Source organism: Amycolatopsis sp. NPDC051061, assembly GCF_040682935.1.
Lineage (GTDB): Bacteria > Actinomycetota > Actinomycetes > Mycobacteriales > Pseudonocardiaceae > Amycolatopsis.
Genome location: NZ_JBFBBZ010000007.1, coordinates 23,956 through 37,753, shown reverse-complemented (window position 1 = coordinate 37,753; position 13,798 = coordinate 23,956). Strand labels below are relative to the sequence as shown.

Sequence of the window (13,798 nt, the reverse complement as noted above, 5' to 3'; positions counted from 1 at the left end):
TCAGGTGGGTGCACTGGGCGATGCGGAAAAACCTCCCCGCCGAACCGTTCCCGGGACCTCCCGGCAGCCGCGTCCGGGCGACCTGGCCCCGCACCGCGCCGACGACCACGCGACTCAGGAGAAGGTCTGCATGAACAAGTCCGACGACAAGCTGGTTCAAGCCCTCCGTGCGTCCCTGAAGGAGACCGAGCGTCTTCGCGCGCAGAACAAGAAGCTCAGCGACGTCGGCCACGAGCCGATCGCCATCGTCGGCATGGCCTGCCGTTTTCCCGGCGGCGTGAGCACGCCGGAGGACCTGTGGCGGCTGCTGGCCGACGGCGCGGACGCCAGCGGCGAATTCCCCACCGACCGCGGCTGGGACACCGAGCGGCTCTACGACCCCAGCGGCGAGCGGCCGGGCGCCAGCCGCACCCGGCGCGGTGGGTTCCTCTACGATGCTCCTGAGTTCGACGCCGAGTTCTTCGGGTTCGGCGAGCGCGAGGCAATCACGATGGACCCGCAGCAGCGCCTGCTGCTGGAGACCACCTGGGAGTCCTTCGAGCGGGCCGGGATCCCGCCGGCCTCGGTGAAGGGCAGCCCGGTCGGGGTGTTCACCGGCGTGATGTACCACAACTACCCGGGCCACTACGGTTCCTCCGCGGTGGTTTCCGGCCGGCTCGCCTACGCGTTCGGCCTCGAAGGGCCCACGGTCACCGTGGACACCGCGTGCTCGTCGTCGCTGGTGACGCTGCACATGGCGGTCCAGGCCCTGCGCCAGGGCGAGTGCTCGCTCGCGCTGTCCGGCGGGGTGTCGGTGATGGCCTCCCCGCAGACCTTCGCCGAGTTCAGCGTCGACGACACGCTGTCCGTCGACGGCCGGTGCCGGTCGTTCGCCGAGTCCGCGGACGGCATCGGCTGGGGCGAGGGCGCCGGGATGCTCCTGCTGGAACGGCTTTCGGACGCGCGTCGCCACGGCCACCCGGTGTTCGCGGTCGTCCGCGGCAGCGCGGTCAACCAGAACGGCGCCTCGAACGGGATGATGTCGCCGCGGGGTCCGGCCCAGCAGCGGGTGATCCGCCAGGCGCTGGCCAACGCGCAGGTGACGAGCGATCAGGTCGACCTCGTGGAGGCGCACGGCACGGCGACCCCGCTCGGCGACTCGGTCGAGGCGCAGGCACTGATGGCCACCTACGGGCAGGAACGGCCGGCGGGACGGCCGCTGCGGCTCGGCTCGATCAAGTCGAACCTCGGGCACACCCAGGCGGCGGCTGGTGTCGCCTCGCTGCTCAAGGTCGTGCTCGCGTTGCGCAACGATCTCCTGCCCAAGACGCTGCACGTGGACGAGCCGAACCACCGGGTGGACTGGGCCACCGGCGGCGTCGAACTGCTCACCGAAGCGGTGGCCTGGCCGCGCGATGACCGGCCCCGCCGGGCCGCGGTGTCGGGGTTCGGCATGAGCGGCACCAACGCGCACGTGATCCTCGAGGAAGCGCCGGAGGCGGAAGTCTTGCCGCAGGGGGAAATCCCCGCGCCGGGCCCGATCCCGTGGGCGCTGTCCGGCCGGAGCCCCGAGTCGCTGCGCGCGCAAGCCGCGCGGTTGCTGGCGCACGTTCGCGGCAATCCCGAGCTCGACCCGCTCGACATCGGCTACTCGCTGGCCACCGGCCGGGCGGCGTTCCCGTACCGGGCCGTGGTCACCGGGACCGGCCGCGAGGACTTGCTGCGCGGCCTGGTTGACGTCGCCGCGGGCGAGTCCTCCGCCGAGGTCGTGCACGGAGTGGCCCGCGGTGAGACGTCGACGGCCTTCCTGTTCTCCGGCACCGCGTCACCGCGCGGCGGCCTCGGGCCGGAGCTGAGCGCCGCGTTCCCCGCGTTCGCCGCGGCCCACGAGGAAGCCCGCGCGAAGCTGGCCGAGCACGGCGACGGCGGGAACGGCACGGCGTTCGCCGTCGAGGTGGCGTTGTTCCGGCTGCTGGAATCGTGGGGAATCACCCCGGACTTCGTCACCGGGAACGGGGTCGGCGAGCTGAGCGCCGCCCACGTCTCCGGGGTGTTGTCGCTGCCGGACGCGGCCGCTCTGGTGGCGGCCACCGGCGCCGGGCCCGACGCGCTCCGGAAGATCGCCGAGCGGGTGAGCTACACGGCGCCGGACATTCCGGTGCTGCCGGGCGGCGGCGGCGAGCTGGCGACCGAAGAGGAGCTGTGCTCGCCGGCGTACTGGGTTCGGCGACTCGGCGCGAAGACACGCTTCGCGGACGGGGTCCGTCACCTGGAAGTCCTGGGCGTGAACCGGTTCGTCGAGTTCGGCCCGACGGGCGCGCGGGAAAGCCTGACCGGCACCGCCGTCGTGGTGTCCGCGTCGGGCGACGACCGGCCCGCGGAAACCCTGATCACCATGCTCGGAACGCTGCACACGCACGGAGTCTCGCCGGACTGGCAGGCCTGCTTCGCCGGCCGTGGCGCGCATCCGGCCGACCTGCCCACGTATGCCTTCCAGCGGAAGTGGTACTGGCTGCAGTCGGCCAAGATCTACGGCGACCCGGTTTCCCTCGGCCTCGAACCGGTGGACCACCCGCTGCTGGGTGCGGCCACCGTGCTCGCGGACTCCGAGGGCGTCGTGCTGTCCGGGCGCGTCTCCGTCGGAACCCATCCCTGGCTGGCCGACCACGCCGTGGGCGGCTCGATCCTCTTTCCCGGCACGGGTTTCGTGGAACTCGCGATCCGGGCGGGGGACCGGGTGGGCTGCTCCCGGCTGCGGGAGCTGACCCTGCACGCGCCGCTGGCGCTGCCCGCGGAGGGTGACGTCCGGATCCAGGTGAGCGTCGACGCCCCGGACGAATCGGGGGCGCGCTCGTTCACGATCAGCTCGCGCACCGATGACCTGACCGAGGAAGGGACGTGGACCCGGCACGCCGGTGGCGTGCTGGCCGCCGCGACCGGCGCGACGTCGTTCGCGCCGGCCTCCTGGCCACCCGCCGGGGCCGAGCCGGTCGAACTGACGGGCCTGTACGAGGAAATGGCGGAGCGCGGCCTGGACTACGGGCCGGTGTTCCGTGGCTTGCGGGGCGCGTGGCGCGGTGCGGACGAGATCTTCGCCGAGGTGAGCCTGCCCGAACGAGCCCGAAGGGACGCGGCGGGCTTCGGGCTGCACCCCGCGGTGCTCGACGCGGCGCTGCAGGCGATCGGGCTCGCGGGCGACGGGGAGGGCGTGTCGTTCCCGTACGCCTGGTCCGGGGTGGAGCTGTTCGCCTCGGGCGCCGCGGCGGTGCGGGTGCGGCTGCGGCTCACGGACTCGAACGTCGTCTCGCTGGACCTCGCCGACGTCGCGGGAAAGCCGGTCGCCTCGATCGAATCGCTGACGCTGCGGCAGGTCTCCGAGGAGCAGCTGGCCGCGGTCCGCGGCGCGGCGGCGCCGCGCCGGGAGCCCAGCCGGGCGCCGGAGCCGCTCGCGCGGCGCGCCGCCGGCGCACCGGAGGCGGCCACGCCGGCCGGCGCCGAGGCCGACCCGGACTCCTTGCGGGGCAAGCTGCTCGCGCTGCCCGCCACCGAGCGGCTCAAGGCCGTGCGGGGGGTCGTGCTCGCCAACGTCGCCGCCGTGCTCGGCCAGGACTCGGCGGACCTCATCGACGTCGACCGCGCCTTCAACGATCTCGGCTTCACCTCGCTGCTGGCCGTCGAGCTGCGCAACCAGCTCGGCGCGGCCACCGGGCTGCCCCTGCCGCCCACCCTCGTGTTCGACTTCCCGACCGCGGCGGAGCTGGCCGAGCACCTGTACCAGGCGCTGGTCGGCGAGCTGGGCGCCAAGCACGAGACGGTCGCGCCGACCACCGTGGCCGGCGACGAGCCGATCGCGATCATCGGGATGGCCTGCCGGTACCCGGGGGAGGTCGGCACCCCGGAGGAGCTGTGGCAGCTCGCGGCCTCCGGCGGCGACGGGATCTCGCCCTTCCCCGACAACCGGTCCTGGGACATGGACTACTGGCTCGGCCTGGTCGAGGCGAGCGGGCGGCAGCCCCAAGGCGGGTTCGTGCACGACATCACCGACTTCGACGCGGCCTTCTTCGGGATCAGCCCCAACGAGGCGGCGATGATCGAACCGCAGCAGCGGATGCTGATGGAGACCTGCTGGGAGGCGCTGGAGCGGGCCGGGATCGACCCGGCTTCGCTCAAGGGCAGCGACACCGGTGTGTTCGCCGGGGTCATGCAGTCGGACTACGACCCGGGGCCGGCCGGCAGCATGGAGACCAACGGCCTGTTCCGCAGCACCGGGGTGCTCGGCAGCGTGGTGTCCGGCCGGGTGTCCTACGCGCTCGGCCTGGAGGGGCCGGCGGTCTCGATCGACACGGCCTGCTCGTCCTCCCTGGTGGCCCTGCACACGGCGAGCCAGGCGCTGAACCAGGGCGACTGCTCGCTCGCGCTGATCGGTGGCGTTTCGGCCCTCACCTCGCCGAGCCCGTTCGCCCACTTCGATTCCGGCGGCACCGCCGCCGACGGCCGGTCCAAGTCGTTCTCCGCGGCCGCGGACGGCATCGGCTGGTCCGAAGGCGTCGGTGTCCTCGTGGTCGCGAGGCTTTCGGACGCTTTGCGCGACGGCCGTGAGGTCCTCGCCGTGATCCGGTCGAGCGCGGTGGGCCAGGACGGCGCGTCCAACGGGCTGACCGCACCGAGCGGTCCCTCGCAGGAACGCGTGATCCGCCGGGCCCTTGCCCTCGCCGGGCTGAAACCGTCCGATGTGGACGCGGTGGAGGCGTCCGCGACCGGTTCGACCTTGGGCGACCCGATCGAGGCGCGCGCGCTGCTGTCCGTCTACGGGCAGGACCGGCCGGCGGACCGGCCGCTGTGGCTGGGCTCGGTCAAGTCGAACATCGGGCACAGCCAGGCCGCCTCGGGCGTCGCCGGCATCATCAAGATGGTGATGGCGCTGCGGCACGAGCAGCTGCCGATGACCCGGTTCGCGGAGAACCCGTCCCAGCAGATCGACTGGTCGGCGGGGCAGGTCAGGCTGCTGGCGGAGACCATGCCGTGGCCGGACGCCGGACGTCCGCGCCGCGCCGGTGTCTCCTCGTTCGGCTACAGCGGGACCAACGCGCACGTGATCATCGAACAGGCGCCCGCGCAGGAGAAGGAGGAGCCCGCCACGCCCGAGCGGAACGGGCTGCTGCCGCCGCTGCTGCTGTCCGCGCGCAGCCGGGAAGCCGTGCCGCTGCAGGCACAGCGATTGCTGTCCCGGCTGACCACCGCCGGCGAACCCGACCCGCAGGACCTCGCGTACTCGCTGGCCACCTTCCGGGCCCCCGCTTCGCACCGCGCGGCCGTGGTCGGCGAGGACCGGCAGGAGCTGCTCGCGGGGCTCGCCGCGCTGGCGAAGGACGAGCCCGCCGCCACGGTGCTGCGCGGCAGCGTCCGGGCGGGCGCGAAGACGGCGTTCCTGTTCTCCGGCCACGCCGCCGTCCGCCCCGGTAGCGGAAAGGACCTCTGCGCGGCCTTCCCCGCGTTCGCCCGGGAATTCACCGACGTGAGCGAGAAGTTCGGGGCGTACCTGGACCGGCCGCTGCCGGCCGTGCTGTTCGCCGAGGAGCGCTCGGTCGACGCGCAGCTGCTCGAACGGACGACGTTCACGCACGCGGCGCTGTTCACCGTGCAGGTCGCCCTGTTCCGGCTGCTCGAGTTCTGGGGACAGCGGCCGGACCACGTGCTCGGCCACGCCGGCGGCGAGGTGGCCGCCGCGCACGTGGCCGGCGTGCTGTCGCTGCCGGACGCGGTCAAACTGGTCGCCACCCGCGCACAGCTGCTGGAGGAGATGACCGGCGGCGCGATGGTCGCGATCGCGGCGAGCGAGGCGGAAGTCCGCCCGCTGCTGACCGGCCGGGTGGCGATCGCCGAGGTCAACGGGCCGGACTCCGTCGTTCTTTCCGGCGACGAGAAGCCGGTGCTCGAGATCGCCGCCCACTGGGCGGAGCAGGGACGCGAGACCCGGCGGCTGCCCGCGGCGCAGGCCGCGCATTCGCCGCGGATGGACGAGGTCCTGGAGGAGCTGGCCGAGATCGCCGCGGAGCTGTCGTACGGTGCCGCGCGCGTTCCGGTGGTCTCCACGGTCACCGGCGCCCCGGCCGGGGACGAGCTGGCCGAGCCCGGGCACTGGACGGCCACCCTGCGGCAGCCGGTCCGCTTCCTCGACGCGGTCCGCAGCCTCGAGGCGGCGGGGGTGAACCGGTTCGTGGACCTCGGTCCCGGCGGTGAGCTCGCGGCGAACGTGCGGTCCTGCCTGACCGGGCCGGGCGAGGACGTCACCGAACTGTCCGTGCTGCCCGGCGATCGCGCCGAGACCACCGCGGTGCTGCGGGCGGCCGGACAGTTGCACGTGGACGGTCTCAGCCTCGACGGCACGCGGCTGTTCGCCGGCCGGGAGGCGCGGCGGGTGCCGGTGCCGCCGTATGCGTTCCACCGCAAGCGGTACTGGCCGGACCTGGACATGGAGGCGATCCGGGCGAGCGGCGATCTGGCCACCACCGGGCTCGAATCGACCGGGCACCCGCTCGTCGGCGCGGCGATGTGGCTGGCGGACTCGGACGGCATCGTGCTCAGCGGCCGGCTCTCGGTCGCCACGCTCCCCTGGCTGGCCGAGCACACCGTGCACGGCGAGGTCCTGGTGCCCGGCGCGGCGTTCGTCGAGATCGCCATCCGCGCCGGCGACGAAGCGGGCTGCTCCCGGATCGAGGAACTGACCGTGCACGCGCCGCTCGTGCTCCCGGAGCGCGGAAAGGTGCAGGTGCAGGCCGTGGTCGGCGCGCGGGACGAGGCCGACGCCAGGTCGCTGACCGTGTATGCGCGCCCGGACGACCCGATCGCCGTGTGGACCCGGCACGCGAGCGGGCTGCTGGCCGGCAGCGGGCAGGTCAAGCCGGAGGGACTCGAGGAGTGGCCGCCCGCCGAGGCCGAACCGCTGGCGATGAACGGCCGGTACGAGGCCCTGGCGGGCGTGGGGCTCGGCTACGGCCCGGCGTTCCAGGGCCTGCGCGCGGGCTGGCGCCGGGGTGACGAGGTGTTCGCCGAGGTGAGCCTCGGTCAGGAGGCGAGCGGGCAAGCCGACCAGTTCGGCCTGCACCCGGCCGCGCTGGACGCCGCGGTCCAGGCGTTCGGCCTGCGTCCCGGCGGTGAGCCGGGTCTCCCGGTCGCCTGGACGGGCGTCGAGCTGCACGCCACCGCGGCGTCGAAGCTGCGGGTGCGGATGACCCCGGCCGGCGAGGACTCGGTCGCGGTGACGCTGGCCGATCAGGCGGGCAAGCCGGTGGCCTCGATCGACGCCGTGACGGTGCGCCCCGTCGCCGAGGTGCGGGGAACCCTCGGCGCGCCCGCGCAAACCACCAAGGCCGCACCGGGTGCGCCGGCGCCGGCGCGTCGCACGGCGAGCCCGGCCGTCGGGGCCGACCCGAGCGCGCTGCGCAAGCGGCTGGCCGGGCAGAACCAGGCCCAGCGGGAGAAGATCCTCCTGCGGGTCGTGCTCGAGCACACCGCGGCCGTGCTCGGCTACGCGGACCCCGACGCGGTCGACCCGACCCGGCACTTCCTCGAATCGGGCTTCGACTCGGTGAGCGCGGTGGGGCTGCGCAACAGCCTCAACGCGGCCACCGGGCTGAACGTGGCCCAGACGGCCATCTTCGACCACCAGAACCCGGTGGCGCTGACCGCGCACTTGCTGACCGAACTGGCCGGGGTGTCCGGCGCCTCGCCGGCGGATTCGGCGTCCGACGGGCTGAAGCAGCTGTTCACCGAGGCCGTCCGCTCGGGACAGACGGAGGAAGGGCTCGGCCTGCTGAGCGCGGCGGCCAGGTTGCGCCCGGCCTTCCGGTCGGCGGCCGACATCGACCAGTTGCCGTCACCGGTCCGGATGGCCGAGGGAGCGGCGCAGCCGCACCTGTTCTGCCTGTCGACGCCGGCGGCGATGGGCGGCGCGTACCAGTACGCGCGGTTCGCCGCGCACTTCCGCGGCGTGCGCACGCTGTCCGCGGTGCCGATGCCGGGGTTCCTGGCGAGCGAGCGGCTGCCGGAATCGGCCGAGGCCATCGTGGACGTGCTCACCGAGAGCATCCGCAAGGCCGTCGGCGACGAGCCGTTCGCGTTGCTGGGTTACTCCTCGGCGGGGATCTTCGCGCACGCCGTGGCAGGCCGGCTGGAGGAGTCGGGTACCGGCCCGGCCGCGGTCGTCCTGCTGGACACCTACGCCGCCGGTGGCGAGGACATGCAGCGCAGCGATCAGGAGGAGCGGGACGAGGCCACCCTCGGCCTGGTCTCGGGGCTGCTCGAAAACGAGGAGCGGTACGGGCCGTACGACCGGACCAAGCTCACCGCGCTCGCCCGGTACCTGGACATCCTCCCCGACGTCACCCTGCCCGAGATCGCGGCACCGAGCCTGCTGGTGCGGCCGCAGGACCGGTTCGGCGGAGGTGCTGCGGGGGAGTCGGAGGCCTGGCGAACGGCGTGGAGCCTCGCCGACAAGACCGCGACGGTCCCCGGCGACCACTTCAGCCTGGTCGAGGACAGCTCGGCGACCACGGCGCAAGCGGTCGAGGAGTGGCTCGGCTCGTGAGTTCCGCGCCCGGTCCGCACCGCGAACTCCGCGGTGCGGACCGGCGCAGCGCCGGCCGCGGCGCGGATCGACCCGGGTGAGCACCGACGGGACGATCCGCGCCGCGGCCGGCGTTTTTCCCTCGGCGGAAGGAGCCTGCTCGCCGCGGGAGGCATCGATTTCGTGCTGTGGCATCGGCGGAGACGACGACCGGCCCGGCGATCAGTCCACAGTGGATGATTCGGTGGCCTTCGCCGAGCCGGGGACATCGAGCCTCGCGAGCCGGCGTTCGAAACCGGGGTTCCGGCCGGCGTGCACCTCTTCGATTCCGTTCCGTGTAAACGCCGATGGCCGCCGACCGCACCTGCGGTCGGCGGCCATCGAAGGCTGCCCGCTTTCCTCGAACGGATCAGGAACCGCGGCGGTCGGCGACGACCGCGGTGATGATGTCGTCCAGGGTGCGCGTGGGGGCGAAACCGATCTGCCGGTTGGCGCGGGTGCAGTCGGGGATGCGGCGCTGCATGTCCTCGTAGCCGTCGCCGTAAGCCTCCTCGTACGGAACCTTCGCGATGGTGCTCGCGGAGCCCGTCGCGGTGATCACGCGCTCCGCGAGCTGCGAGATCGTCGTCTGCTCGTTGCTGCCGAGGTTGAACACCTTGCCGTAGGCCGATTCGTCGGACAGCAGGGTCACCAGGGCGGGCACGACGTCGTGGACGTGGCAGAAGCAGCGCGTCTGCTGACCGTCGCCGAACACCGTGATCGGCTCGCCCGCCAGCGCCTGCTTCACGAAGCGCGGGATCACCATGCCGTAGCGGCCGGTCTGGCGGGGGCCGACCGTGTTGAACGGGCGGACGATCACCGTGCGCAGGCCGTGCTCGACCGCGTACAGGTGGGCGAACGTCTCGTCCAGTGCCTTGGCTTCGGCGTAGGACCAGCGGTTCTTCAGCGGCGAGCCGATGATCCGGTCGGCGTCCTCGGTGAGGCCGTCGGCGGTGTTCTTGCCGTAGATCTCGCTGGTGGAGGCGACCAGGATCGGCACGTCGTGCTGCAGCGCCGCGTCCAGCATGGTCTCGGTGCCGTGCAGGTTGGTGCGGAGACTCTCCATCGTCTTGTCGAGGATGGTGAAGACGCCGACCGCGGCCGCGAGGTGGAAGATCGCGTCGATGCCGGCCATGCACGCCTCGACGGCCGAGGGGTCGGTCACCGAGCCGCGCACGAACCGGAAGCCCGGGTTGTCCCGGACCCCGGTGAGGTTGTCGAGCGTGCCGGTGCTGAGGTTGTCGAGGGCGACGACCTCGTGGCCCCGCTGCAGGAGGTGCTCGGTCAGGTGGGAGCCGATGAACCCGGCACCGCCGGTGATCAGGTATCGCACGTCGGATCCTCTCAGTGTTGTCTGGAGCTGCGCCCCAGGCCGGGGGCTCCGCCACCCGGAACCCCCGAAGGGCATCAGTTCGCGAAGAGCGCGGTGTCGAAGCGGTAGGTGGCGTCGATGACGGCCGGGCACTGCCCGAGCCAGTCGTAACCGTGGTCGGGGTGGACGGTGTGGATCAGCGCGACGTCCCAGTCGCCGCCGTCCGGCTCGACGACGTTGTCGAGCTGGCCGCCCGTGACGCGGATCGTCGACACGAGCGGGTCGTGGTAGCCGACCTTCGCGCCCTTGGCCGCCAGCAGGTCGATGATGTCCAGCGCGGACGAGGACCGGACGTCCTGGACGCCGGGCTTGTACGTCACGCCGACCACCAGGACGCGGGTGCCCGACAGGCCCTTCCCGTTGCGGGACAGGGTGCTGACGACGCGGTCGACGACCTGCTTGGGACGTTCGGCGATGGCGTGCATGGCCTGCGTGACGAGCGGCGCGTTCTGCTGCGTCGCGCGCAGCTGCCAGAGCAGGTAGTGCGGGTCGCACGGGATGCAGTGGCCGCCGACGCCGGGGCCGGGGTGGAACGCCATGAAGCCGTACGGCTTGCTCGCGGCCGCGTCGATGACCTCGATCGGATCGATCGAGAAGCCGTCGCTGATCTCCGCGAACTCGTTGGCCAGCGCGATGTTCACCGCGCGGAAGGTGTTCTCGTAGAGCTTCGTCAGCTCGGCGACCTCGGCCGAGCTGACGCAGTGCACCGCCGGGGTCAGCAGGTTGATCACGCGCTGCGCCATCGCGGTGCACGCCGGCGTCACGCCGCCCAGGACCCGCGGCGTCTCCTGCTGCGTGTGGGTGACGTTGCCGGGGTCGATGCGCTCGGGGCTGGACGCGACGAAGATGTCCCGGCCGATCTTGAAGCCCTTGGCGACCAACGGCTTCACCAGCAGGCGCCCGGCGGTGCCGACGTAGCTGGTGGAGGTGAGGATCAGCGTCTGGCCGGTCCGGGCGTGCGCGATCAGCGCCGTGCAGGCGCTCTCCAGCGGGCCGAGGTCGGGCATCAGGTACTCGTCCAGCCCGGTCGGCACGCACACCAGCACCGCGTCGGCCTCGCCCATTCGCGCCAGGTCGGCGGTGAGCTGGAAGTCCTCCTGGTGCACGGCTTTCTCGAGCCGGCGGTGGTCGGCTTCGATCAGGTCGACCTCGCCGGAGCGGATCGCGTCGAGGCGGTTCTGCGAAAGGTCGATGCCGATGATCCCGACACCGCTCTCGTGCAGGCCGAGCGCGGTCGGCAAGCCGACGTACCCCATCCCGATCACCGCGACGGAGGTCAGTTCGTTCAGCTCGGCCAGCATTGCGTATTCAGCGACAGTACTCGTCATTGCGGTTCACCCGTCTCTTGCACGGTGGAAGGTGGTGAGGGGCGGTGTCAGTGCACGACCCGGACGATTTCGAAGGCTTCGGCGAATTCGGTGGAGATCTGCGAGCCGCGGTACTCGGCCAGGGCGCGGACGCCCCGCTCGCTGCGCGGGTGGGGCCACGGCTCGAGTTCCTTGCCGTACGCGCGCAGCGCTTCGATCTTGCGCTCGACGTGCGTCTCCTCGAGGCGCTGCCAGCAGTTGGGGCGGAAGGTGACCGGCAGCCCGGACGCCTCGCCGACGTCGGTCGCGGACCGGATCTCGAAGGTCCGCACCTCCTGCACGCTGCCCTTGCCCGGCCGGCCCGCCACCCGGGCGGCGCGGCTGACCAGCGAGTGGTCGGTGCTGAGGTCGCACATGCTCGTGGTGAGGATCGTGTCGGGCTCGAAGTCCCGGACCTCGTTCTCCACCACCCGGTTGAGCTCGAGGTGGCTGACGGTGTCGAGGCGGTTGTCGCCGAACTCGTTGATGCGCACGCGTTCGATGCCCAGCGTCTTCGCGGCCAGCTCGATCGCGGCGGTGCGGTTGACGACCCCGGCGCCGTTCGCCGACCGCGAGCCGTCGTCGTTGGTGAGGATGCAGAGCGCGATCGTCACGCCCTCGTCGGCGAGCCGCGCGATGGTGCCGCCCGCGCCGAGCGTCTCGTCGTCGCCGTGCGCTCCCACGACCAGGAGCTTGCCTATTTTTCTGTGCATACCGATCCCCAGCCTTAGTCCAATGGGCGAGCCATTCCCGTACCGGCCATCGCCGAACACGGCACAACGCAGGTGAATAGTTTTTCGGACGTGCCGGAAATCTGTCATCCGCGGCCGACGACCGACAACCCCTAAAGACCGTCTAAAGCGGACCTTGGCCGCCGCGCGCCGCCCGGCGTAGGGGCAGGATTCTCCGCGCGGTTACGGGTGGTTAGGGGTGGGTGGGCCCGGCACGCGCTCGTATCGTGGTGATCAACGGACGAGCCGGCCGGCGCGCACCTTCGGCCGGTCGCCGCGTGAAGTGAACTACGCCGGCCGTGCCGAGGACGTCGTTGTCGTTCCGGTGCTGGGTGCCGGCGCCGAAACCACCGCGAAGGCGGTCAATGCCCGGCTTGAGATTTTTCGACGAGGGCGGCGATGCCGTCCAGGACGCGGTCCAGGCCGAAGTCGACGTCCGCGCCCGCCGGGTACTCCTGCCGGGTCGCGAGGGCGGCCAGGCGGGGGTAGCCGCGGTCGGCGAGCAGGGGCTGGAGGAACGCGCGGACGCCGTCGGCGTGCGCGGGGAAGCTGGCGGAGTCCGGTTCGGCGCGGGCGCGGAGGCGTTCGGCCGTCCCGCGGACGAAGTCCGCCACCAGCCTCGCGCAACCGAGAGCGTCCGCATCGGACAGACCGGCGGCGGACAGCGCCGCCAGCAGGGTTTCCGTCCAGCGCAACAGGTGCGGGGTGACCGCGTCGCCGCGGGCGGGGACGTCCAGCAGCCACGGGCGGGCGCGGTAGCGGTCCAGCGCGGCGTGGGTCCAGGCCCGCGCGGTGGCCCGCCAACCCGGGTCGGCCGGCGACTCCGGTGGCGGCCCGAACCCGGCGTCCGCCAGGAGGACCAGCAGTTCGTCCTTCGAGCCGAGGTAGCGGTACAGCGCGTTGGTGGTCAGCCCGAGCGAGGCGGCGATGTTCGGCAGCGACGCGCCCGCCAGCCCGTCGGCGTCGGCGAGTTCGACGGCGGCGGCGACGATCTGCGCCACGGTGTGCGAGGGCTTGGGCCCACGGCGGGGGCGCGGCGCGGTGACCCAGGCGGGCGCCAGCCCGGGAGGCAGTTCCCGGAGGTCGGCAGGATCGTGCTCGATGGTCATCTTTCGCTCCGCGGTGTCCTTCGAGTAAACTGTGCAAGCCCTACACTAATCAAGCTGAGAGGCTGGGGTAAATGGTCGTGGCGGCATCCAGGCCGGCCCGAGAGCGCGCCCTGGCCGACGGCTCACGGCTCGCCTTCCTCGAAAAGGCGGGTCACCGGCGCCCTGCGGGAGCGATCGCGCGCGAGGTGCGACGAGTGGGAGGCGAGTGCGCGTGAGCGCGACCAACCGGTTCGCGGGCCGGGTCACCGAGCTGGACCGGAAGCTGGCGGCCACCGAGATCGAGCACGCCCGCTCGGAAGGCGAGTACGACGTCTCCGAGGCGGCGCGGCGGCTGGCGCTGGCGCAGACCGCGACCACGCACGCCGCGCTGCGCGTCGCGGTCGCCGGGCGGCCCGACGACGTGATCCCCCCGGCGCTCGAGGCCGCGCCGCGGATCGCGGCCGCGCTGTGGCTGCTCGTCAGCGTCGTCCACGTCGTCATCTGGCTGATGATCGGCGTGATCAGCGGCGATTGGGACCTGTGGCCGCTCTGGGTGCTGTTCGGCGGCGGGGTGCTGGCGGGCGGCGTGTGGGCCGCCCGCGAGTGGGACCGCCGCCTGCGCTCGGTGTCCCGGGTGGGCGAATAGGGCCGGGGTGGTCGGGATGGCCGGTCGCTGT

General features: G+C 72.7%; 6 protein-coding genes. 2 read left to right on the top strand and 4 right to left on the bottom strand.

Annotation, left to right across the window (positions count from 1 at the left end):
* The first annotated feature begins 130 nt into the window (after window positions 1-130).
* On the top strand, window positions 131-8,566 hold the full coding sequence (locus AB0N03_RS11470) for a beta-ketoacyl synthase N-terminal-like domain-containing protein (protein WP_364369036.1): 8,436 nt from the start codon (window positions 131-133) through the stop codon (window positions 8,564-8,566).
* Between the two features lie 388 nt (window positions 8,567-8,954).
* On the opposite strand, the gene AB0N03_RS11465 is transcribed toward AB0N03_RS11470, so the two are convergent.
* From AB0N03_RS11465 to AB0N03_RS11450, 4 genes are all read right to left on the bottom strand, one after another.
* Window positions 8,955-9,917 carry an NAD-dependent epimerase/dehydratase family protein gene (locus AB0N03_RS11465; RefSeq protein ID WP_364369033.1) on the bottom strand — a complete coding sequence of 321 codons (963 nt, stop codon included), beginning with the start codon at window positions 9,915-9,917 and terminating at the stop codon, window positions 8,955-8,957.
* A gap of 74 nt (window positions 9,918-9,991) precedes the next feature.
* A complete protein-coding gene (locus AB0N03_RS11460; RefSeq protein WP_364369030.1) occupies window positions 9,992-11,284 on the bottom strand; it encodes a nucleotide sugar dehydrogenase in 1,293 nt (430 codons plus the stop codon).
* 47 nt (window positions 11,285-11,331) lie between these two features.
* Window positions 11,332-12,015: a PIG-L family deacetylase gene (locus tag AB0N03_RS11455; protein WP_364369027.1), complete on the bottom strand. Its 684-nt coding sequence runs from the start codon at window positions 12,013-12,015 to the stop codon at window positions 11,332-11,334.
* 380 nt (window positions 12,016-12,395) lie between these two features.
* Window positions 12,396-13,142 carry a helix-turn-helix domain-containing protein gene (locus tag AB0N03_RS11450; protein WP_364369024.1) on the bottom strand — a complete coding sequence of 249 codons (747 nt, stop codon included), beginning with the start codon at window positions 13,140-13,142 and terminating at the stop codon, window positions 12,396-12,398.
* A gap of 211 nt (window positions 13,143-13,353) precedes the next feature.
* Between AB0N03_RS11450 and AB0N03_RS11445 the strand changes: the two genes are divergently transcribed.
* Window positions 13,354-13,767, top strand: coding sequence for a hypothetical protein (locus AB0N03_RS11445; protein ID WP_364369021.1), 414 nt, complete (start codon window positions 13,354-13,356; stop codon window positions 13,765-13,767).
* Window positions 13,768-13,798 lie beyond the last annotated feature (31 nt).

Excerpts from the sequence above, each read along its gene's own strand:
- AB0N03_RS11455 (WP_364369027.1), bottom strand. The coding sequence starts at position 12,015 with ATGCACAGAAAAATAGGCAAGCTCCTGGTCGTGGGAGCGCACGGCGAC.
- AB0N03_RS11450 (WP_364369024.1), bottom strand. The coding sequence starts at position 13,142 with ATGACCATCGAGCACGATCCTGCCGACCTCCGGGAACTGCCTCCCGGG.
- AB0N03_RS11470 (WP_364369036.1), top strand. The coding sequence starts at position 131 with ATGAACAAGTCCGACGACAAGCTGGTTCAAGCCCTCCGTGCGTCCCTG.
- AB0N03_RS11460 (WP_364369030.1), bottom strand. The coding sequence starts at position 11,284 with ATGACGAGTACTGTCGCTGAATACGCAATGCTGGCCGAGCTGAACGAA.